23 protein-coding genes are annotated in these 21536 nt (G+C 72.4%); 3 read left to right on the top strand and 20 right to left on the bottom strand.

Annotated elements, in window-relative coordinates; translation table 11 throughout:
* Positions 1-16: 16 nt before the first annotated feature.
* The 6 genes from hemB to ACW62_RS21710 form a co-directional block, all read right to left on the bottom strand.
* The gene (gene hemB / locus ACW62_RS21735; RefSeq protein ID WP_053206217.1) at positions 17-1000 is read right to left on the bottom strand and encodes a porphobilinogen synthase; all 984 of its coding nucleotides are present in this window, start codon (positions 998-1000) and stop codon (positions 17-19) included.
* Positions 1001-1014: 14 nt separating this feature from the next.
* Positions 1015-2652: a bifunctional uroporphyrinogen-III C-methyltransferase/uroporphyrinogen-III synthase gene (locus ACW62_RS21730; protein ID WP_083460030.1), complete on the bottom strand. Its 1638-nt coding sequence runs from the start codon at positions 2650-2652 to the stop codon at positions 1015-1017.
* Positions 2630-3574 carry a hydroxymethylbilane synthase gene (hemC, locus tag ACW62_RS21725; RefSeq protein WP_053206215.1) on the bottom strand — a complete coding sequence of 315 codons (945 nt, stop codon included), beginning with the start codon at positions 3572-3574 and terminating at the stop codon, positions 2630-2632. Before hemC ends, ACW62_RS21730 begins: the two co-directional genes overlap by 23 nt.
* Positions 3571-4935, bottom strand: a complete 1365-nt coding sequence (locus tag ACW62_RS21720) for a glutamyl-tRNA reductase (protein ID WP_053206214.1) — start codon at positions 4933-4935, stop codon at positions 3571-3573. The genes hemC and ACW62_RS21720 overlap by 4 nt, the downstream gene beginning before the upstream one ends.
* Positions 4932-5666, bottom strand: a complete 735-nt coding sequence (locus tag ACW62_RS21715) for a redox-sensing transcriptional repressor Rex (protein ID WP_053206213.1) — start codon at positions 5664-5666, stop codon at positions 4932-4934. Before ACW62_RS21715 ends, ACW62_RS21720 begins: the two co-directional genes overlap by 4 nt.
* 137 nt (positions 5667-5803) lie before the next feature.
* Positions 5804-6070, bottom strand: coding sequence for a glutaredoxin family protein (locus ACW62_RS21710; protein ID WP_240477377.1), 267 nt, complete (start codon positions 6068-6070; stop codon positions 5804-5806).
* Between the two features lie 46 nt (positions 6071-6116).
* Here ACW62_RS21710 and ACW62_RS21705 point away from each other — a divergent pair, with 46 nt between their 5' ends.
* Positions 6117-6977, top strand: coding sequence for an HAD family hydrolase (locus ACW62_RS21705; protein ID WP_053206212.1), 861 nt, complete (start codon positions 6117-6119; stop codon positions 6975-6977).
* A 117-nt stretch (positions 6978-7094) separates the two neighbouring features.
* Here ACW62_RS21705 and ACW62_RS21700 read toward each other — a convergent pair whose 3' ends face one another.
* The 10 genes from ACW62_RS21700 to ACW62_RS21660 form a co-directional block, all read right to left on the bottom strand.
* Complete coding sequence (locus tag ACW62_RS21700; RefSeq protein WP_053206351.1) at positions 7095-7949, bottom strand: lysophospholipid acyltransferase family protein; 855 nt, start codon at positions 7947-7949, stop codon at positions 7095-7097.
* A 49-nt stretch (positions 7950-7998) separates the two neighbouring features.
* Positions 7999-9033, bottom strand: a complete 1035-nt coding sequence (locus ACW62_RS21695; protein WP_205629515.1) for an NAD-dependent epimerase/dehydratase family protein — start codon at positions 9031-9033, stop codon at positions 7999-8001.
* A gap of 66 nt (positions 9034-9099) precedes the next feature.
* Entirely contained in the window at positions 9100-9201 is a 102-nt protein-coding gene (locus ACW62_RS33340) for a 30S ribosomal protein bS22 (protein ID WP_074946526.1), read from the bottom strand.
* A 97-nt stretch (positions 9202-9298) separates the two neighbouring features.
* The gene (locus ACW62_RS21690; protein WP_053206210.1) at positions 9299-9517 is read right to left on the bottom strand and encodes a helix-turn-helix domain-containing protein; all 219 of its coding nucleotides are present in this window, start codon (positions 9515-9517) and stop codon (positions 9299-9301) included.
* A 359-nt stretch (positions 9518-9876) separates the two neighbouring features.
* Complete coding sequence (locus ACW62_RS21685; RefSeq protein ID WP_053206209.1) at positions 9877-11055, bottom strand: acetoin utilization protein AcuC; 1179 nt, start codon at positions 11053-11055, stop codon at positions 9877-9879.
* Between the two features lie 2 nt (positions 11056-11057).
* Positions 11058-11861, bottom strand: coding sequence for a pyrroline-5-carboxylate reductase (proC, locus tag ACW62_RS21680; protein WP_053206208.1), 804 nt, complete (start codon positions 11859-11861; stop codon positions 11058-11060).
* Positions 11858-12787: a proline dehydrogenase family protein gene (locus ACW62_RS21675; RefSeq protein ID WP_053206350.1), complete on the bottom strand. Its 930-nt coding sequence runs from the start codon at positions 12785-12787 to the stop codon at positions 11858-11860. The genes proC and ACW62_RS21675 overlap by 4 nt, the downstream gene beginning before the upstream one ends.
* A 69-nt stretch (positions 12788-12856) precedes the next feature.
* Positions 12857-13585 carry an ABC transporter permease gene (locus tag ACW62_RS21670; RefSeq protein ID WP_053206207.1) on the bottom strand — a complete coding sequence of 243 codons (729 nt, stop codon included), beginning with the start codon at positions 13583-13585 and terminating at the stop codon, positions 12857-12859.
* A complete protein-coding gene (locus ACW62_RS21665) occupies positions 13582-14310 on the bottom strand; it encodes an ABC transporter ATP-binding protein (protein ID WP_053206206.1) in 729 nt (242 codons plus the stop codon). Before ACW62_RS21665 ends, ACW62_RS21670 begins: the two co-directional genes overlap by 4 nt.
* A gap of 61 nt (positions 14311-14371) precedes the next feature.
* Positions 14372-14986, bottom strand: a complete 615-nt coding sequence (locus tag ACW62_RS21660) for a TetR/AcrR family transcriptional regulator (RefSeq protein ID WP_083460027.1) — start codon at positions 14984-14986, stop codon at positions 14372-14374.
* Between the two features lie 307 nt (positions 14987-15293).
* Here ACW62_RS21660 and ACW62_RS21655 point away from each other — a divergent pair, with 307 nt between their 5' ends.
* Complete coding sequence (locus tag ACW62_RS21655) at positions 15294-15779, top strand: hypothetical protein (RefSeq protein WP_053206205.1); 486 nt, start codon at positions 15294-15296, stop codon at positions 15777-15779.
* Positions 15780-16272: 493 nt separating this feature from the next.
* On the opposite strand, the gene ACW62_RS21650 is transcribed toward ACW62_RS21655, so the two are convergent.
* The 3 genes from ACW62_RS21650 to ACW62_RS21640 are packed head-to-tail and all read right to left on the bottom strand — an operon-like array spanning position 16273 to position 19021.
* The gene (locus tag ACW62_RS21650) at positions 16273-17154 is read right to left on the bottom strand and encodes a sugar phosphate isomerase/epimerase family protein (RefSeq protein WP_083460026.1); all 882 of its coding nucleotides are present in this window, start codon (positions 17152-17154) and stop codon (positions 16273-16275) included.
* Between the two features lie 58 nt (positions 17155-17212).
* A complete protein-coding gene (locus ACW62_RS21645) occupies positions 17213-18013 on the bottom strand; it encodes a M15 family metallopeptidase (protein ID WP_053206204.1) in 801 nt (266 codons plus the stop codon).
* Between the two features lie 48 nt (positions 18014-18061).
* The gene (locus tag ACW62_RS21640; RefSeq protein WP_053206203.1) at positions 18062-19021 is read right to left on the bottom strand and encodes a Ppx/GppA family phosphatase; all 960 of its coding nucleotides are present in this window, start codon (positions 19019-19021) and stop codon (positions 18062-18064) included.
* Between ACW62_RS21640 and ACW62_RS21635 the strand changes: the two genes are divergently transcribed.
* On the top strand, positions 18980-19798 hold the full coding sequence (locus ACW62_RS21635; protein WP_053206348.1) for a DUF3109 family protein: 819 nt from the start codon (positions 18980-18982) through the stop codon (positions 19796-19798). The genes ACW62_RS21640 and ACW62_RS21635 overlap by 42 nt on opposite strands.
* A 141-nt stretch (positions 19799-19939) precedes the next feature.
* On the opposite strand, the gene ACW62_RS21630 is transcribed toward ACW62_RS21635, so the two are convergent.
* On the bottom strand, positions 19940-21436 hold the full coding sequence (locus tag ACW62_RS21630) for an LPXTG cell wall anchor domain-containing protein (RefSeq protein ID WP_083460025.1): 1497 nt from the start codon (positions 21434-21436) through the stop codon (positions 19940-19942).
* Positions 21437-21536 lie beyond the last annotated feature (100 nt).

The following is a 21536-nucleotide window of genomic DNA, read 5'->3' as shown; positions in this document are numbered from 1 at the left end:
CCGGCAGGGTGAAACCTCAGCGAGCGGCGCGCAGCCAGTGGGCGGCCTCGACCGCCCAGTAGGAGAGGACGACGTCGGCGCCGGCCCGGCGGATGGACGTCAGGGTCTCAAGGACAGCGCGGTCGCGGTCGATCCAGCCGCGTTCGGCGGCGGCCTGGATCATCGCGTACTCACCGGAGATCTGGTAGGCCGCGACGGGGACGTCGACGAGGTCGCGGACCCGGGCGAGCACGTCGAGGTAGGACATGGCCGGCTTGACCATGACCATGTCGGCGCCCTCCTCGACGTCGAGGGCGGTCTCGCGCAGCGCCTCCAGCCCGTTGGCAGGGTCCTGCTGGTAGGTCATGCGGTCGCCGGTCAGCGACGACTCGACGGCCTCGCGGAACGGGCCGAAGAACGCCGACGCGTACTTCGCGGCGTAGGCCAGGATCGCGACGTCGGTGTGCCCGGCCGCGTCCAGCGCCGCACGAGCGGCGCCGACCTGGCCGTCCATCATGCCGCTCGGCCCGACGACGTGGACGCCGGCGTCGGCCTGGGCGACGGCCATGCGGCCGTACACCTCGAGCGTCGCGTCGTTGTCGACCGAGCCGTCGGGCGCCAGCACGCCGCAGTGGCCGTGGTCGGTGAACTCGTCGAGGCAGAGGTCGGCCATGACGACGGTCGCGTCACCGACCTCGGCGACGACCTCGCGGATGGCGGCGTTGAGCGGGCCCTTCGGGTCGACGCCGCCGGAACCGGCGGCGTCTTTCCGCTGCGGGATCGCGAACAGCATCAGCCCGCCGACCCCGGCCTCGGCCGCCTCCAGCGACGCCTTGCGCAGCGACTCCATGGTGTGCTGCACGACGCCGGGCATGGACAGGATCGGCCGCGGCTCGGTCGCGCCCTCGCGGACGAACATCGGCAGCACCAGGTGCCGCGGCTCCAGCGACGTCTCGGCGACCAGCCGGCGCATGGCCGGCGTGGTGCGCAGCCGGCGCGGCCGGATCTCCGGGTAGCCCATGCCTGCGTCCTCTCCTACTGGGCGTTCTTGCGCCGGGCGGAGGCCCGGCGCCGCTGCGACGGCTTGAGCACCGGCTCGCCGGCCTCGACCATGGCCAGCCGGCGGGTCAGGCCGAACTGTGCCAGCGCGTCGGCCAGCGCCTCGATGGACGGCTCCGGCGCCAGGACGTCGACCCGCAGGCCGTGCTCCTCGGCGGTCTTCGCCGTCGCCGGCCCGATGCAGGCCACGACGGTGGACGCGTGCGGCTTGCCGGCGATGCCGACGAGGTTGCGCACCGTCGAGGACGACGTGAACGCGACCGCGTCGAACTTGCCGGTCTTGATGGCGTCGCGGGTCTCGGCCGGCGGCGGCGCCGCGCGCACCGTGCGGTACGCGGTGACGTCGTCGACCTCCCAGCCCATCTCCGTGAGGCCGGCCGCCAGCGTCTCCGTGGCGATGTCGGCGCGCGGCAGGAACACCCGGTTGATCGGGTCGAGCACCTCGTCGTACGGCGGCCAGTCGTTCAGCAGGCCGACCGCGGACTGCTCGCCGGACGGGACGAGATCGGGCTCGATGCCCCACGACCGCAGCGCCTCGCCGGTCTTCTCGCCCACCGCGGCCACCTTGAGGCCGGACAGCGCGCGAGCGTCGAGACCGTACGCCGTCAGCTTCTCCTTGACGGCCCGCAGCGCGTTGACCGAGGTGAACGCGATCCACTCATAGCGGCCCTCGACCATGCCGCGGACGGCCTTGTCGATCTGCTGCGGGTTGCGCGGCGGCTCGACGGAGATCGTCGGGACCTCTTCGGGGACCGCGCCGGAGCGGCGCAGCGCCTTCGACAGCACCCCGGCCTGCTCCTTGGTGCGCGGCACCAGGACGCGCCAGCCGAACAGCGCCTTCGTCTCGAACCACGACAGGGTGTCCCGGTGCTCGATGGTGTCGCCGACGATGACGACGTACGGCCCCTCGACCTTGGCCGCCCGGGCGTCGGCCACGATGCCGCCGAGCGTCGACACGACGGTCTGCTGCTCGACGGTGCTGCCGGACGTCACGACGGCGACCGGCGTGGACGGCACCCGGCCGGCGTCGACGAGCGCGTCGGCGAGCTGGCCGAGCTGCTCGGTGACGCCGGTCAGCAGGACGGTGTCGGCCGTACAGGACCGCAGGTCGATCTTGCCGCCGACGTCGAAGATCTCGACGCTACGACGACGGCCGGTGACCAGCGGGATGCCGGCGTGGGCCGCGACGGACGTGGCCGTGGCGACGCCGGCGACCACCTCGAACGGGATGCCGGCCTTGGCGCAGGCGAGCGCTTCGTCGGCACCGGTGGCATGGGTGAACGGGTCGCCGCCGAGCAGGCGCACGACGCGCCGGCCTCCCTTGGCGGCCTGGACGACACGGCGGCCGCGCGCGGCCGCCGTCAGGGTGACGCCTTCGTCGTCGACGCTGACGTCGATGATCTCGACGATGCCGGGTGCGTACGCGAGCATCGAGCGGTGCGCCGGCTCGTCGATGACGACGACGTCGGCCCCACCGAGCACCTCGACCGCCCGTAGGGTGAGCAGCCCCGGATCGCCGGGACCGGCGCCGACGAACGCGACGCCACCTTCTGCGGCGCGCTTGTGCGCGCCTCGCGGAGTGGTCACGACTCTATTCCTCCTTCGACGCCGCACCAGCGGCGTCGACGACTGCCCCGGCCCCGTCGGCGAGAAGCTCGTGCGCGAGGTCGCGCCCGATCTGCTCCGCCCCCCCGAGGGATCCGGTGGCTGACTTGCGGATACTCACTGAGCCGTCGCGTGCTGCCACGACGGCCCGGATGTACAGCTCGAGGCCACTATCTCCCTCTGCCGCCTCGGCGTAGGCGCCCACGGGCGCCGTACAACCGGCCTCGAGCACGGCGAGGAGGGTCCGTTCTGCGGTGACCGCCGCCCTGGCGGCGGGGTCGTCGAGCGCGCCCAGCACCTCGACCAGGGCGGTGTCGGCGGTGCGGCACTCGACGCCGAGCGCGCCCTGACCCGGTGCCGGCAGCACCTGCATCGGGTCGAGCACCTCGGTGACGGAGTCGAGCCGGCCCAGCCGGGACAGCCCGGCCCGGGCCAGCACGACGGCGTCGAGCGTGCCGTCGGTGACCTTGCCCAGGCGGGTGTCGACGTTGCCGCGCAGGCCGACGATCTCGATGCCCAGCCCGAGCGCGCGCAGCTGCGCCTCGCGCCGCGGCGACCCGGTGCCGACGCGCGCGCCGACGGGGAGGTCTGACAGCTTGAGGCCGTCGCGGGCGCACAGGGCATCGCGCGGGTCCTCCCGCTCCGGGACCGCGGCCAGCACGAGGCCGTCGGCCGGCGCCGTCGGGAGGTCCTTGAGCGAGTGGACGGCGAGGTCGACGCGGCCGTCGAGCAACGCCTCGCGCAGCGCGGCGACGAACACGCCGGTGCCGCCGATGCGGTCCAGCGGCTCCGTCGACACGTCGCCCTTGGTGGTGATCTCGACCAGCTCGACGTCGTGCCCGAGCGCGTGCAGGCGGCCGGCGACGTACCGGGCCTGCGCCATCGCGAGAGCGCTGCGGCGGGTGCCCAGCCGCAGCGGTGTGGTCGTCATGTGGACACCGTCCCGTCGGGTTTGGCGACGGCGTCGATGGACCGGCGGTCGAGCGCGAACAGCTCGCGCAGCGCGGCCTCGTAGGACGCGCCGTCGGGCTGCGCGGCCAGCTCCTTGACCCGCACCGTCGGCTGGTGCAGCAGCTTCTCGACCACCCGGCGGACGGTGCGGGCGACCTCGGCGCGGGTGCGCTCGTCGAGGCCGGGCAGCCGGCCGGCCATGCGGGTGAGTTCGGCGTCGACGACGTCGTCGGCCATGCTGCGCAGCGCGACGACGGTGGGCGCCACCTGGGCGGCGCGCTGGGCGGTGGCGAACGCGGCCACCTCGTCGGTGACGATCGAGCGGACGGCGGAGACGTCGCCGGCCATGGTGCGGGCGTCGGCGACGTCGTCATCGGCGGCCTCACTGAGCCGGGCGAGGTCGGCCAGCACGACGCCGGGCAGTTCGGCCACGCCGGCGTCGACGTCGCGCGGCAGGGCGAGGTCGACGATGCCCAGCGGGCGCCCGCCGCGGCCCGCGACCGCCGCCTCGACGGCGTCGAAGGGCAGCACGACGCCGGCCGCGCCGGTGCACGAGATGACGAGGTCGACCTCGCGCAGCACCTGCGGCAGCGCCGTCATCGGGACAGCCCGGCCGCCGACCGCCTCGGCCACGCGGACGCCGTTCTCCTGCGTGCGGTTCGCGACGACGACGTCGACGCCTTCGCGCTGCAGCGTGGCCGCGGCCAGCGCCGCCATCGACCCGGCGCCGACGACCAGCGCGGACGTGCCGGGCAGCAGCTCGCGCCAGGACGCGCCGCCGACCCGGCCGGACGACCAGCCCTCGGCGGCGACGGCCGGCAGCACCCGGGCCAGCCCGAGCGTCACCAGCGAGCGGCCGGCGGCGTCGATGCCGGTCTCGGCGTGCGCCCGCTTGCCGACCCGCAGCGCCGTCTGGAACAGCTCCGTCAGCACCCGGCCGGTCGCGCCGGAGGTCTGCGCGAGCCGGAACGCGTCGCGCACCTGGCCGAGGATCTGCGTCTCGCCGACCACCATGGAGTCGAGGCCGCTGACCACGTGGAACAGGTGCGACACCGCGCGGTCGCCGTAGTGCACGTAGAGATACGGGGTGAGCAGCTCGATCGGCGCGCCGGTGTGCTGCGACAGCAGCGCGCTGGCCTCTTCGACGCCGCCGTGGAACGTGGCGGTGTCGAGGTACAGCTCGAGCCGGTTGCAGGTGGCGACGACGACCGCCTCGGCGATCTGGTGCGACGACGGCACCTCGTCGAGCAGCTTCCCGACCGCCGGGCGGTCCAGCGCGACGGACTCCAGCACCTCGACCGGCGCGCTACGGTGCGAAACGCCGATGGCCAGCACGCTCATCCGTTCACCGCCTCGGCCAGCTCGGCCGCCTGCTCGGCGGTCAGGGCCAGCGCGGCGCCGTTCTTGCGCTGTTCGTGGTAGGCGAGGATCTGCAACTCGGTGGAGAGGTCGACCTTGCGGAGGTCGACGCCCTCGGGCACCTGCACGATGGCCGGCGCGAAGTTCAGGATGCTGGTGACGCCGGCCGCGACCAGGCGGTCGCAGACCAGCTGCGCGGCCCGGGCCGGGGTGGCGACGACGCCGATGGCGATGCCGAGGTCGTCGACGATCTGCTCCAGTTCGTCGGCGTGCCGGACGTTGAGGCCGGCCACCTCCTCGCCCAGCCGGGTGGGGTCGGCGTCGACCAGCGCGGCGATGCGGAAGCCGCGGGACGCGAACCCGCCGTAGTTGGCCAGGGCGTGGCCGAGGTTGCCGATGCCGACGATGACGACGGCCCAGTCCTGGGTCAGGCCGATCTCGCGGGTGATCTGGTGGCGCAGGAAGTCGACCTCGTAGCCGACGCCGCGGGTGCCATAGGAGCCCAGGTAGGAGAGGTCCTTGCGCAGCTTGGCGGAGTTGACGCCGGCCGACGCGGCCAGCTCCTCCGACGACACCGTCGCCACGCCCCGCTCGGCCAGCGTGGTGAGCGCCCGCAGGTAGAGCGGCAACCGCGCGACCGTCGCCTCCGGCACACCGCGCTGCGACGCCGCGCCTGGTGTCGGTGTGGACGACGGACGGCTGTTTCGGGTCACGACACTCCCCGGTCGGCCGGCACGGAAGGCGACATCCGGGGGCCGGGTGACGAACCCGAACCGGCAGGACTTACGATGCGGCCCAGCCTAGACGCTTGTGAACGTGTGCACAAAGTTGCTGTTCTGGGCTGGATGTTCTATAACCCGCCGGTGAGAGCGCGGCGGAGCCGGTCGGCGTCGACCCGCCAGAAGTCGTGCTGAGCACCGTCGACGAACGTGACGGGGATCTGCTCGCCGTAGCGCCGCCGCAGCTCCGGGTCGTCGTCGATGCTGCGTTCGGCCCACCGCACCCCCATCTCGGCGCAGACCGCCGCGACCACGGCGCGGGCGTCGTCGCACAGGTGGCAGCCCGGCCGGCCGAGCAGCAGCACCCGCGCGTCGGGGTCCTGAATCGAGTCCGTCACGGAGTCAACCGTACGCAACCAGTGCCCGCCGTTACGCTTGGCGACCATGCGCTTGCGCAGGGAACGGACCGGGGCCGCGTCGGAACGGGCGCGGGCCGACCTCGCCGCCAGCGCCGCCGAGGCGATCGCCGGCATCGAGCTGCCGTCCGACGCGCGCGCCGCCGCCTTCTTCGACCTCGACAACACCGTCCTGCGCGGCGCTTCCCTCTTCTACCTGGCTCGCGGCATGTACCAGCGCGGACTGCTGCACACCAGTGACATCCTCCGGTTCGGACGCCAGCAGCTGCAGTTCGCGCTCGGCGCCGAGGACCCGGACCACATCGTCGAGGCGCGGGCGGCGGCGCTGTCGTTCATCGCCGGCCGGTCGGTCGAGGAGCTGTCCCGCGTCGGCGAGGAGATCTTCGAGGAGCTGATGGCCGACAAGATCTGGCCCGGCACGCAGGCGATCGCGCAGCTGCACATCGACCAGGGCCAGCGGGTGTGGCTGGTGACGGCGGCGCCGGTCGAGGTGGCGACGATCATCGCCCGGCGGCTCGGCCTCACCGGCGCGCTGGGCACCGTCGCCGAGCACGTCGGCGGCACGTACACCGGCCGGCTCGTCGGCGACCTGCTGCACGGGGCGGACAAGGCGGCCGCCGTCCGGTCACTGGCCGCGCACGAGGGCCTGGACCTGCACCGCTGCTCCGCCTACAGCGACTCCGCGAACGACATTCCGATGCTGTCGCTGGTCGGCTTCCCGTGCGCGGTGAACCCGGACCGCAAGCTGCGCCGGCACGCCCGCAAGCGCGGCTGGCGGATTCGCGACTACCGCGCCCGGCGGCGCAACACGACGCTGGGCATCGCGGCCGGCACGGGCGCCGTCGCGGGCGCCGCCGTCGGCATCGTCGCGGCCCGACGACGCCGCTAGCCCCGTCCCCCGCCCCGTCCCGTCCCGTCCCCGAAGTTGATCTTGGAAAAACCGTGGCATCGCCGTCCGATTCGCCGGATTGATTCCGCCGTTACTCCAAGATCAACTTCGGAGTGGTCAGCCGAAGGCGGGGCCGCGCAGCTCCAGCAGCTCGGTGAGCGTAGCCTGGATGGTGTCGCGCACCTGGTCGGTCAGCTCGAACACCACCATGGGGTCGTCGGCGGCGCCGGGCGGGTAGTCGTCGGTGCGGATCGGCTCGCCGAACTCGATGATCCACTTCGACGGCAGCGGCACCAGCCCGAGCGCGCCGAGCCACGGGAACGTCGGCGTCAGCGGGAAGTACGGCAGCCCGAGCAGCCGGGCCAGCGACTCGGCGTTGCCGATCATCGGGTAGATCTCCTCGGCGCCGACGATCGAGCACGGGATGATCGGCGCCTTGGTGCGCAGCGCCGCGGACACGAACCCGCCGCGGCCGAACCGCTGCAGCTTGTACCGCTGCGAGAACGGCTTGCCGACGCCCTTGAAGCCCTCGGGCCAGACGCCGACCAGCTCACCGCCGCCCAAGAGCGCCTCGACGTCCTCGGTGCAGGCCAGCGTGGTGCCGCTCTTGCGGGCGAGGTCGGCCACCACCGGCAGCTGGAACACCAGCGTGGCGCCGAGCGCGCGCAGGTGCCGGGCCTGCGGGTGGGTGTCGTGCACGGCCAGCTGCGTCATCAGCGAGTCGACCGGCAGCGTGCCCGAGTGGTTGGCCGCGACCAGCGCCGCGCCGGACTCCGGGATGTTCTCGATGCCGCGCACCTCGACCCGGAACCAGTGCTTGTACAACGGGCGCAGCAGCGGCAGCAGCACGGCCTCGGTCAGCTCGGGGTCGAACCCGAACGGGTCGACCTCGAACTCGCCGGTCAGCCGGCGCCCGGCGAACGCGACCAGGTGGTCCAGCCGCTCGCCGTCGACGCCCAGGCGGTCGCGCAGCGCGCGGCCGGCCGCCGTCGCGACGCGGTCCAGCAGACCCGGCAGCGGGCTATCGGCCACGGGCGTCCTCCCCGGTCAGGACGCCGCGGACGGCGTGCTCGACGGCCCTGACGCGGTCGCGGTCCAGCACGCCGCCCCGGGTGCGGGCGTCGGCGAACGCGTCGAACGTCGCGACCGTGCTGTAGACGGGGTCGAACTTCAACTGGGTGCGCATGCGGGTGGTGTCGACGCCGCGGCCGAAGGTGAGGAACCGCACCAGCGCGGAGTCCATGTCGACGACGCCGCTGCGTTTGAGGACCCCACCGACCAGCGGCGAGCCCAGCGTCGGCAGCGGCAGCCCCGGCCGGCCGGCCCGCCGCAGCGCCTGGCTCAGCGCCAGGAAGCCGTCGCCGGCCACGTTGAAGATGCCCGGCCGATGCTCCACCGTCGCCACCCGCAGCGCCTCGACGCAGTCGAGCTCGTGCACCAGCTGGAACCGCGGATCGCGGCCCAGCACCACCGGCACCACCGGCAGCACGAAGTACTCGGACAGGCCGGTGCGGATCTGCGGGCCGAGCACGTTGGCGAACCGCAGGATCGTCACGCCGACATCGGGCCGGCGCCGCGAGAACCCGCGCACGTACGCCTCGACCTCGCCGGCATCCTTCTCGTACCCGCGACGCGAGTGCGCCCCCGCCACCATGTCCTCGGCGAACAGCGCCGGCGACTGCGGGCCCGAGCCGTACACCGTCGTCGACGACTTCACGACCACCTTGCGCACCGACCGCGAGCGCTGGCACGCCGCCAGCAGCTGCATGGTGCCGATGACGTTGATCTCCTTCTGCGGCGTGCGCCCACCAGCGTCGGCGCGCGTCGCGAGGATGTTCATGTGCACGACGGTGTCGGGCGCGACCCGGTCGATCGCCCGGCCGATGTCGGACGTGCGAATGTCGGCGCGCACGAACTCGGCCCCGCCGATGCTCAGCGTCGGCTCGACCAGATCGACGCCGACGACGCGGTCGACCCCCGCCTCAGCCGCGAGGCGTTCGGCCAGCCGGGCACCCAGATACCGGGCGACCCCCACCACCATGACGACTCTGGACACTCGTGTCCCGCTCTCCTGGAGCACGGCCGCGCGAGACACCACCCCCCGCACGGCCGTCGGAGTGACTTACTTGCCCATACGGCGACGCTGCACGCGCGTCCGGCGCAGGAGCTTGCGGTGCTTCTTCTTCGCCATCCGCTTGCGGCGCTTTTTGATCACAGAGCCCACAGGGCAACCTCACTCGCAGGTCGACAGCCGCGCGACAGTCGCGCGACCGGCCAAGCCTACCCGGCTGACCGGGGGCGTCGTCCAATCGGATGCGGCGTCAGCCGGCTTCCATGCCCCTGACATAGGAATCGCGCAGGTACTCGTGCACCGCGCTCTCCGGGATGCGGAACGACCGGCCCACCTGAACCGCCGGCAGCGTGCCCGCGTGGACGAGGCGATACACCGTCATCTTCGACACCCTCATCGCCGTCGCCACCTCGGCGACGGTGAGGAATCGCACCTCTCCGAGTGGTGCTTCGGGCCCGTTGGTCGTCATCGCTCCTCCGCGACGGGCCGGCGGCGCCCATGGGTTGGACGCGCGTCTTCGGCTCGTTGCTTGATGGTAGTGGCGGATGTGACGGATGGGAAAGGGGGATCGAGAAGTGATCCGGGTTTGGGGCGGGATTGGTCCTCAGTCGTGACCTTTTGCGGCTCTTGCTTCCTGGCGCGGGGCGCCGGTGGGGAGGGGACGCCGGCCCCGCCCGCCTCGCTCGTTCCTCGCTCGGACGCCCGCGCCTACCCCTGCCGGCGTCCCCTCCCCACCGGCTCTCTTCACGCTTGGCTGCGGCGCCGCTCTGGTCGCTCTTGCTGACCGCTCCCGCCTTGGCCCGGGGGTTCTCGGCCCGCTTCCCGGCGTCAGTAGGTGGGGTCGAGGGCGTGCGCCGGGAAGACGGCCAGCCGGGTCGCGTGGACGGCGCGGTCGAGGGGGCTGGCCGGGTCGTAGCCGGAGGACCAGTCGGCATGAGTGGGTGTCGCGCCGTCGGTCATGCGCTGCGGCGGCGTGTGGTGGTAGCGGGCCTGGACGTGCGACCGCCAGCCCGACGGGGTGAGCGTCGTGGGCTGGATGGGCTTCTCCGCGGCGATGGCCAGGAGATGCGTCCAGGCGCGCGGCACGACGTCGATGAGGGCGTAACCGCCGCCGCCGGTGGCGACCCAGCGGCCGTCGCAGAGCTCGTGCGCGAGGTCGTGCAGGACGCGGTAGGACTCGCGCTGGCCGTCCAGCGTCAGCGCCAGGTGCGCCAGCGGGTCGTCGAGGTGACTGTCGCAGCCGTGCTGGGTGACCAGCACCTGCGGCTGCCAGGCGCGCAGCAGCGGCGGCACGACGGCGTGGAAGGCGCGCAGCCAGCCGGCGTCGGCGGTGCCCGGGGGCAGGGCGACGTTGACGGCGCTGCCCTCGGCGCCGGGCCCGCCGGTCTCGCTCGGGTAGCCGGTACCCGGGAACAGCGTGCGCGGCGATTCGTGCAGGCTGATCGTCAGCACCCGCGGGTCGTCGTAGAAGACGGTCTGCACGCCGTCGCCGTGGTGGACGTCGACGTCGACGTAGGCGACCCGCTCGGCGCCGGCGTCGAGCAACGCCTTGATGCCCAGCGCGGGGTCGTTGTAGACGCAGAACCCGGAGGCGCTGGCCGGCATCGCGTGGTGCAGCCCGCCCGCGACGTTGACGCCGTGCAGCGCACGCCCCTCCCAGACCGCCCGGGCCGCCGCGATCGTCCCGCCGGCCACCAGCGCGCTGGCCTCGTGCATGCCGGCGAAGCACGGGTCGTCGGTGGTGCCGAGGCCGTGCACGAGGTCGACGGTGCCGGGGTCGGCGCTGGCCGCCTTGACGGCGTCGAGGTAGTCGGCGGTGTGCACCGTGCGCAGCGTGGCGTCGTCGGCCGGGCCGGGCTCCTCGACGTGCACGCCGTCGCCGTCGAGCACGCCCAGCTCGCGGGCCAGCCGGATGGTGAGGTCGACGCGGACCGGGTTCAGCGGATGCCCGTGGCCGAAGTCGTAGCCGGTCAGGGCGTCGGACCAGGCGACGTGCACGGTGTGCATGATCAGGCCGGCTCGCCGGACGACAGCGCGCGGGAGCGGTCGCGGGCGGCCTCGAGCGCGGCGAGGAAGTCGGCGCGGACCTTGCCGTCCTCCAGCTTCCGCAGCGCCGCCGCCGTGGTGCCGCCGGGCGAGGTAACCCGCTCGCGCAGCACCGTCGGGTGCTCGCCGGAATCGCGCAGCAGCGCGGCCGAGCCGGCCAGCGTCTGCACGACCAGCTCCGTGGCGGTGGCGCGGGTCAGGCCCAGGTGGACGCCGGCCTCGATCATCGACTCGGCCAAGTAGAACACGTACGCCGGGCCGGAGCCGGAGACGGCGGTGACGGCGTCCTGCTGCGACTCGGGCACCCGCGTGACGCGGCCGGTGGAGCGCAGCAGCTCCTCGGCCTCGCGCAACTGCTCGTCGCCGCTGTGCGTGCCCGGCGAGATGGCGGCCATGCCCTCGCCGACCAGCGCCGGGGTGTTCGGCATGACCCGCACGACGGCGACGCCGTCGGGCAGCCGCGCCTCGACGAACGCCGTCGTGATGCCGGCCGCCAGCGACACGAACAGCTGCCCGGGCCGGGCCTCGGCGGCGACCTCGTCCAGCAGCGGACCGACGTCGTGCGGCTTCACAACGAGCAGGACGGTGCCGGCGCGGCGCACGGCCTCGGCGTTACCGACCACCTCGACGCCGTACCGCTCGGTCAGCTCGGCCGCGCGCTCCGGCCGCTTCTCGCCGACCAGGAGGTCGGACGCGGGCCGTCCCTGCAGGATGCCGGCCAGCAGCGCCTCACCCATCACGCCTGCTCCGAGCAGCGCCACCGTCATTTCGAACTCGCCACCGATCGCAGCAGGAAAGCGAGGTTGGCCGGCCGGTCGGCCAGCCGGCGGACCAGGTAGGCGTACCACTCCGGGCCGTAAGGGACGTAGACGCGGACCCGCTCGCCGGCCCGGACCAGCCGGACCTGCTCGCGCGAGCGCAGGCCGTAGAGCATCTGGTACTCGTAACTGCCCTGTTCGCGGCGGTGCCGGGCGGCGAGCGACCCGGCGATCTCGACCAGCCGGGCGTCGTGGGTGGCGATCATCGGGTAGCCGGCGCCGGCGAACAGCACCTTCATGCAGCGCACGTACGAGCGGTCGACCTCGCCGCGGTCGCGGAAGGCGACGGTCTCGGGCTCGTCGTAGGCGCCCTTGCACAGCCGCACCCGGGAGCCCTCGTAGGCGAGGTCGCGGCAGTCGGACTCGGTGCGCTTGAGCTGGGCCTGCAGCACCGCGCCGACGCTGGGGAAGTCGGCGCGGAGGTCGCGCAGGATGCCCAGCGTGGCGTCGGTGGTGGTGTGGTCCTCCATGTCCAGCGTCACCGTGGTGCCGGCGTCGGCCGCGGCCTGGCAGATCTGCTGCGCGTTCTCCAGCGCGATGGCGGCGCCGTCGGCCGGCAGCGTCTGCCCGACCGCCGACAGCGTCACCGACACCTCGACGTCCGGGGTGAGCTCGGCCTTGCCCAGCGCCTCGAGCAGCGCGACGTAGGTCTGCGCGATTCGGGTGGCGTGGGCGCGGTCGTGGGTGGGCTCGCCCAGGTGGTCGATGGTGACGGCGAGCCCCTCGCCGGCCAGCTCACCGGCCACCCGCACGGCGTCGCTCTGCTCGGTGCCGGCGACGTACCGGGCGACGACCTTGCGGGTCAGCGGGATGCGCTCGGCGGTGTGCCGCAGCCGCTCGCTGCGCGACGCGCCCAGCAACGCCGAACGCACCATCGTCACTGCCAAGGCGGTGCCCTCTCGTCACACGGGTAGCCGGACCCCGCCAGCGTACGGCAACCGACGTCAGGGGGTGCGGCGACGCAACGTGGCCGCGCCGAGCGCCAGCAGCACCACCGAGAACCCGAGCACGACGCCGATCTGGCCCCACACCTGCGGGTCGGCGCTGGTCTGCACCTCGCTCATCGCGTCGACGGCGTACGACAGCGGCAGCACGTCGGAGATCGCGCCCAGCACGTCCGGCAGTTCGTCGCGCGGCACCAGCAGCCCGCAGAGCAGGAACTGCGGCAGGATCAGCGCCGGCATGAACTGGACCACCTGGAACTCCGTCGACGCGAACGCGCTGACGAACAGTCCGAGCGCCACCCCCAGCAGCGCGTCGAACACCGCGACGGCGATGAGCAGCCAGGCCGGCCCGGCGGTGTCGAGGTCGAGCAGGCCGATCGCCACCGACGCCGTGATCAACGCCTGCACCAGCGCGACCAGCCCGAACGCCAGCGCGTAGCCGGCGAGGAAGTCGAACTTTCCGGTCGGCATCGACAGCAGCCGCTCCAACGTCCCCGACGTCCGCTCGCGCAGCGTCGCGATCGACGTCACCAGGAACATCACCAGGAACGGGAAGATCGCCAGCAGCGCCGGGCCGATGCGGTCGAACGTGGCGCCGCCGTCGTAGATCCACCAGAGCAGCGACAGCAGCAGGCTGGGGACCACCAGCATCAGCGCGATCGTGCGCGGGTCGTGCCGCAGCTGGGTCAGGACCCGGGCGGCGGTGGCCAAGGTGATCCGCGGGGTCATGACGCCACCTCCTGCTCCGCCTTCTCGACCAGTTCGAGGAACGCGTCCTCGGCGTCGGCCGCGCCGGTGCGGGCCAGCAGGCCGGGCAGCGTGTCGTCGGCCAGCAACCGGCCGTCGCGCAGCAGCACCAGCCGCTCGCACCGCTCGGCCTCGTCCATCACGTGGCTGGACACCAGCAGCGTGGCGCCATCGGCGGCGAGCCGGTTGAACAACTCCCACAGCTGCACCCGCAGCACCGGGTCGAGGCCGACCGTCGGCTCGTCCAGGACCAGCAGCTCCGGCGAGCCGAGCAGCGCCGTCGCCAGCGAGACGCGCGACTCCTGCCCGCCGGACAGCCGCCCGACCAGGTGGTCGGCGTGCGTGCCGAGGTCGACCTGCTCGATCGCGCGGTCGACGTCGCTCGCCGGGGCGCCGAGGACGCGGGCGTAGTAGCGCAGGTTCTGCCGGACCGTGAGGTCGGCGTAGACGCTGGGCGCCTGGGTGACGTAGGCGACGCGGTCGCGCAGCACCTTGGCACCGGCCGGGTGGCCGAGGACCTCGACCGTCCCGCCGGCCACCTGCTGCACCCCCACGATCGCGCGCATCAGCGTCGACTTCCCGGACCCGGACGGGCCGAGCAGGCCGGTCACGCTGCCGGGGCGGACGTCCAGGTCGAAGTCGTCGAGAGCGGTGATCGGGCCGCGGACGACCCGCAGCCCGCGGATCAGTACAGCGGAATTCATCATGTGATGAATAATGCGGCCGCGAACGAGCTCGCGTCAAGCGTCCGGAGGGTTTCGGGCGGCGTCAGTCCTGCTCGAAGGCGTCGTCGTAGTAGTGCTGCAGCACCGGGGCGATCAGCCGCACCAGCTCCTCGTCCGACACCGACGCGATGGGCTCCAGCTTCACCACGTAGCGGGTGATCGCCAGCCCGATGAGCTGCGACACCATGGCCTCGGCCCGCAGCGCGCCGTCCGGCACGCCCTCGAAGGCGACGAGGACGCGGCCGAGGATGGCGCGGGTGACGAACTGACGCATCAGCCGGGCGGCGGCCTCGTGCTGCATGGCGGAGCGGAGCAGCGCGAGGATCGGCGCCCGGCTGGCCGGCTGACTCCAGACGCCGAGGAACGTGCGGATGGCCCGCTCCCCGATGCCGTCGCCGCCGGCCTCGTCGATGACCGCGTCGGCGATGATCGACGGGTCGAACGGGATGTCCATGGCGGCCAGGAAGAGCTTCTCCTTGGTCCCGAAGTAGTGATGGACGAGCGCCGGGTCGACCTCCGCAGCCGCCGCGATGGCGCGCACGCTGGCGCCGTCGTACCCGCGCTCCCCGAACACGTCGCGCGCGGCGGCGAGAATCTCTCCCCTGGTGTCGGGCGCGCCTCGGCGGCGCCCCGACCGACCTCGAAGAACCTTTCCCACAATTCCGGCATCCTATCCGCCGGCGCCGCCCGGCGCCCGCCCCAATCTCGTCACACACCTGACATGTGCCGTGTTGTCGCATTCTTTCGGTGATGTGTGAGAAGTGTCGAAAACTCGGTTGAAATGCGCTGGCACCACCATGAACCACCTGTACAGGAGGGGTATGCGACGGCGAGTCTCACCAATCGGGTGACTCTCCGACAACACGCTTGACATAGCCCGCCAGCCAGTCAAAGCTGTCGTGCTGATGCGCATCAAAGCACCAACCGACCGCAAGACAACGCGTGATCATTCAAGGAGTATTCTGGTGAAGAACGTACTGCGCGGCGCCCTCGTCGCTGGTGTGGCGTTCGCAGCCTCCATGGGCATCGGGGCCACGGCTTCCGCGGCTCCCGAGGTTCCCGAGGTTCCGGGCGTCGACGCTCTCCCCGAGATCGACGTCCTGAACAACGCCTGCATCCTGCCCTGGTTCTGGCAGGGCCCCGTCAACCTCGGGGTCGAGGACCAGTACGGCTCGTACTCGGCCTGTAACGGTGCGGCCGAGGACACCGACGGCAGCAGCATCGCGAACAACGCGTGCATCCTGCCGTGGTTCTGGCAGGGCCCGTTCAACGTCCTGCTGGGCAGCCAGGCCGGCGACTACGCGGCCTGCAACGGCTCCGAGGAGATCCCGGCCGACGTCCAGGAGCAGCTGGAGACCCTGCTGCCCGAGGGTGTCGCCCCCGAGGACCTCACCGAGACCGAGCTGCTGGAGCTGCTCCCCGAGGGCACGCAGCTGCTGCCGCAGGGCTGACCCTGGGCTGAGGGCACGGGACGGAGATTGTCAGCTTCTCCTGCGGCAATCTCCCCCGTGCTGCTCGGTTTCTCGTATCGCGACTCGCGTCGGGGGCTTTGCCCTCGGCGCCTTTCGTCGTTTCTTGATTCTTTGGTTGGCCCGGGGTTCGCGTTGGTCGAGCTCGCGTTGGCGGGGTTTGCCGCGTTGGCCTGCCCCCTGCTGCTTCCGATTGTCGGGGGCGCGATCGGCCGCCTCAAGCGGACCTCTGGCTGGGCGCTTCGCGCGACGGCGGACCGCTTGACCCGGCCGCCCGCGCCCCCGTTCAAGCAGCGTCAGGGAGCCGGCCGGAAGATGGGCCCGGCTTCCCTGCTCGCTGTGCTCCTGGTCCGCTGGCCGCTCACTGGCCGTGGGTGGGTTCTTGGCAACCGGCTCCGCGCGGCTCGTCGTCCGCTGGCCCGCCCTCATGATCATCGGCGATCGACCCCACTATGACGTGGTCGATCGCCGATGATCATGGGGTGGAGGCCACGGTCGAGCCGGCGCCGCCGCGGGCGACCAGTTCCGCCGTCCCGTCGGGGCCGACCGCGAAGGCCGTCTCCACGGAGGCGGCGAGGTTGAGGCGGGTGAAGGCGAGCGCCTCGGCGAGGTCGGCCTCCCGCTCGGCGAGGTTGCGGGCCCGGCGGGTGCTCACCTCGAGGATCACCGACCCGGACCACTCGATGCGGGCCAGCCGTTCCAGGACCGCCGAGCACGGCTGGTTGCCGCGGCCCGGGATCAGGTGCTCGTCGCGGGCCGAGCCGGTGCCGTCGGTCATGTGCACGTGCGCCAGGCGGTCGCCGACCGACTCTGACAGCTCCAGGGAGTCCTGCCCGGCAACGGCCGCATGCGACAGGTCCAGGGTGATGTGCCGGTACGCCTCGTCGGTGGGGTCCCAGTCGGGCGCGTAGGCGGCGACCTCCCGTCCGGCGGCCCGCCACGGGTACATGTTCTCGACCGCGACGGCGATGCCGAACTCGTCCTCCAGCCGGTCGACCAGCTCGACGAACCCGCGGGCGTACTCGCGCTGCCAGCGGAACGGCGGGTGGACGACGACGGTGGTGGCGCCGAGGCGGCGGGCCGCCTCCAGGGACTTCGTCAGCCGCACCGTCGGGTCGGGCGACCACACCCGCTGGGTGATCAGCAGACACGGCGCGTGCACGGACAGCACCGGCATGCCGTAGCGCTGGGACAACTGCTCGATTTGATCGATGTCCTGGCTGACCGGGTCGGTCCACACCATCACCTCGACGCCGTCGTACCCGAGCGATGCGGCCATCTCGAACGCCGTGGCCGCCCCCTGCGGGTAGGTGGCGGCGGTGGACAGCCCCACCGGCGCCTCGGGGACGCGCAGCACCCCGGAGGCACTCTGGCGCAGTTCGGACACGCTCCCAAGAGTAAGCGGCCCCGCGGGTTCAGGATGCAGGAGAGAACTCCCAGTGCCAGGGCTCCGGTGTGCTGCCACCGGGCTGGGCCCAGCCGGGGTTGTCCCAGCCGAAGTCGCCGGCGTTGTCGTCGAGCCAGTCGTAGAGGGCACCGTCGAAGGAGTTGGCTCCGCAGCCGACGTCGACGGCGAGGCCCCAGCCGTGCTCGCTGGTGCCGGGCTCGGCGGCCAGGCCGGGCTTGCGGTCGGCGACGTCGACCTGGGCCTCGTAGCTGCGATAGGAATCGGTGACGCACGAGATCAGGCCCTCGCCGGTCTCGGCTCGGTAGAAGGCGTCGAGCGCGACGAAGGAGGCGGCGGCGTCGGGCCGCAGCTGCTGGCCGCTGCCGATGCCGCAGAGGTGGTCGTCGCCGAGCTCGCCGTTGCCGACGTCGTCGCCGGGGACGGTGGCGTCGCAGCCGGCGATCGGCGGGAAGCCGGCCGGCTCCGGAGTCGGAGTGGGCGACGGGGCGGGCGTGACGGCCGTGGGTGCCGGCGTCGGCGCGGCGGTCACCGACGGCGACGGGGCGGGGGTGGACGGCGTGGCGCTGCCGGCCAGCGGGGACGGAGCGGCGTTGTCACCGCGGTCCGGGCCGGCCGCGGCGTCCTCGCGCAGCGCGTCGACGTCGAACGGGGCCGGTGAGACCGGGGAGACGGCCGCTACCGGGGGCGGCGCCGACGAGAACGCCGTGGCACCGACGGCGGCTCCGGCAGCAGCGCCCGCGCCCGCGACGGGCAGGACGAGACGGCTGAGACGGCCAGGACGGCGCCGCTTGTGGCGAGCGTGGGGCACGAGCGGCGGTCCTCCGGAAGATCACGAGACGATAACGGCCACATGACTCTAACCCGATTCGTCCGATTCGCCGAACGTGCCCCCCTCGATCTGGTCCAGCCGGCGCAGGATGACGCCCTCGCGCAAGGCCCACGGGCAGACGTCGACCTCGTCGACCTCGAACAGGTCGAGCGCGGCGTCGGCGACGATGGCGCCGGCCAGCAGCTGGCCCGCCCGCCCGGACGAGACACCAGGCAGTTTGGCCCGCTCGGCGGCCGTCATGGACGCCAGCTTCTTCACCAGATCCTGCACGTCAGAGCGGCTGAGCGTGCGCCGGACGTACGGGCCCTCGCCGGACGGCGCGGCGCCGGTCGCCCGGGCCAGCGACCGGAACGTCTTGCTCGACGCGACCACGCGGTCGCGGCCGCCGTACCGGTTGACGTCGCCGATGATCGACGCGACCTCGGCCCGCACGTGCCGCCGCAGCGCCCGCACCTCGTCCTTGCCGGGCGGGTCGCCGGTGAACCAGTCGCGCGTGAGCCGGGCGGCGCCCAGCGGCAGCGACACGGCGACGTCGGGATCTTCGTCGCCGCCGGCGGCCAGTTCCAGCGAGCCGCCGCCGATGTCGAGGCTCAGCAGCCGCCCCGCCGACCAGCCGTACCAGCGCCGCACCGCCAGGAACGTCAGCCGCGCCTCGTCCTCGCCGGAGAGGATCTGCAGGTCGACGCCGGCCTCCTCGCGCACCCGGTCGAGGACCGCGGTCCCGTTGACGGCCTCGCGCAACGCCGACGTCGCGAACGCCAGCATCGAGGTGGCGCCCTTGTCCTCGGCCGCCTCGACCGCCTCGCGGCAGCTCTGCACCAGGCGTTTGGCGCCCTCCTTGCCGATCGACCCGGAGTCGTCGAGCAGTTCGACCAGCCGCAAGTCGGTCTTCTGCTTGTACGCCGGCAGCGGACGCGCACCCCGATGCGCGTCGACCAGCAGCAGATGGACGGTGTTGGAACCGACGTCGAGCACACCCATGCGCACGAAAAAGACGATACTCGGGGGGTGGAGTTGCGGACACATGGAGCGCGAGCCTGGGTGGAATTCACCGATCCGGCCGACGACGGCCAGGTGCTGCGCTGCGACCTCACCTGGCTGACGTCCCGGTGGACGTGCATCTTCGGGCAGGGCTGCCCCGGCATCTATGCCGACCGCCCCGACGACGGCTGCTGCACGCACGGCGCCCACTTCTCCGACGAGGACGACGAGAAGCGCGTGCGCAGGTACGCCGGCCGGCTGGGCCCCGAGACGTGGCAGCTGCGCGACGAGGGCCTGCGCGGCGGCATCGTCGAGACCGACGACGAGGGCGAGCGCAAGACCCGCGTCGTCGACGGCGCGTGCGTGTTCCTGAACCGGCCCGGGTTCGCCGGCGGCGCGGGCTGCGCGCTGCACGCCTACGCGCTGGCGAACGGGCAGCACCCGCTGGAGACCAAGCCTGACGTGTGCTGGCAGCTGCCGATCCGGCGCACCTACCGCGAGGCCGAGCGGCCCGACGGCACGTCGTACCTCGAGATCTCCATCGGCGAGTACGACCGCGCCGGCTGGGGCGCCGGCGGCCACGACATGACGTGGTACTGCACGACGGCCACGGAGGCGCACGTCGGGCGCGAGCCGGTGTACCGGTCGAACGAGCCGGAGCTGCGGGCGCTCATCGGTGACAAGGCGTACGAGCAGCTGGCCGAGCACTGCGAGGCATTCCTCGCCGCCCAGCTACCGCTGCTGGTGCACCCGGCGACGGCGGCCAAGAGCCCGCCGGATTGATCGACGTGATCGTCAACGGTCAGCGACGGCATAGCGTCGCCACCGGTTGATGATCGGGCGAAGAGCCGCCCGGGACAGTGAGAGGCCGCCGGACCCGGACCTCGTCGTCCGGGCCGGCGGCCTCTGCAGGGGAGTTGCCGCTTACTGCTGGACCTGGCGGCGGTTCACCGCGAACGCGGCGGCCGCACCGGCGAGCAGCAGGCCGGCGCCGACGAACAGCAGCTGGCTCGACGCGCCGGTGTCCGGCAGCGCCTCGCCGTCGCCGGAGCCGTCGGCGGCACCGTCCTCCGAGCCGTCGGTCTCGGTGCCGTCGGTCTCGGTGCCGTCGACCTCGGTGCCGTCGACCTCGGTGCCGTCGACCTCAGTGCCGTCGACCTCAGTGCCGTCGACCTCAGTGCCGTCGACCTCAGTGCCGTCGACCTCGGTCCCATCGACCTCAGTGCCGTCGACCTCAGTGCCGTCGACCTCGGTCCCATCGACCTCAGTGCCGTCGACCTCAGTGCCGTCGACCTCGGTCCCATCGACCTCAGTGCCGTCGACCTCGGTCCCGTCGACCTCGGTCTCCGCCTCGGCGGCGCGGTCGCAGGCCTGGTAGTAGGCCTCCTGGCTGCCGATCAGGGCGTTCAGCGGGCCCTGCCACAGCCACGGCAGCGCACAGGCGTCGTTGAGGACGTCGATGCTGCCACCGTCACCCTCGGCCGAGACGAGGCTGCTGAGCAGGTCCGTCGACGGCGCGTCGGCGCCGCTGCAGGCGGTGTAGTGGGCCGACTGCGACCCCAGCACCGCGTTGATCGGACCCTGCCACAGCCACGGCGCGGCGCAGGCGTTGTTCAGCAGGTTGACGCCGTCGCCGGTCAGCGTGCCGTCGTTGTTGCAGGCGGCGTAGTGCGCGGACTGACCGTCGCTGAACCCGTTGACCGGGCCCTGCCACAACCACGGCAGCGCACAGACGTTGTTGCCGACGTTGAAGCCGTCACCGTAGGTGGTGCCGTCGCTGTTGCACGCGACGTAGGTGGCCTCCTGGCCCTCGACGAACACGTTCGCCGGGCCCTGCCACAGCCACGGCAGAGCGCACGCGCCGTTGAGCACGTTGATGCCGTCGCCGTACGTGGTCTCCTCGGTGTTGCAGACCACGTAGTAGGCCGCCTGGTCCTCAGTCGCGCCGTTGGCCGGACCCTGCCAGAGCCAGGGCGCCGCGCAGGCGTTGTTGAGGACATTGATGCCATCGCCGTACGAGTCGGCACCGTTGTTCAGGACATTGATGCCGTCACCGATGGCAATGCCGGTGTTGCCGTTGCAGGCCTCGTAGTAGGCCTCCTGGCCGCCCACGAAGATGTTGAACGGGCCCTGCCAGAGCCAGGGCAGCGCGCAGATGCTGTTTCCGACCTCGATGTCACCGAGGCCGAGGCTGTCCAGCAGGCCATCGGCCTGGTCGACACTGGTGATCTCGTTGGGGAGCTCAACCCCCTTGCCTTCCTCGGCCGTGGCCGCCGGAACGCTCATGGCGAAACAGGCGGCGAGCGCAGCGCCGGCCACAACGGCGCCACGCAGCACTGTTTTCAACACAATTCTCCTCAAATCATTCGAAAGGTGTTTCCCAGGCAACCTGTTTTTCTGGGTGCCCTCCAGGGAGTACATTCGACCCCCTGGCCAGGGGTGTCAAGGTACTCTACTAAAGGTCATTCATCTAGGTGACATACCGGTGACACCCTTTTTAGAAGGCCCTTTCTGTCCGAAT

Origin of the sequence: Jiangella muralis (assembly GCF_001270745.1) — a bacterium.
In the GTDB taxonomy this organism is placed as follows: domain Bacteria; phylum Actinomycetota; class Actinomycetes; order Jiangellales; family Jiangellaceae; genus Jiangella; species Jiangella muralis.
The sequence above is the reverse complement of the archived record's forward strand: the minus strand, read 5'-3'. Positions and strand labels throughout refer to the sequence as shown.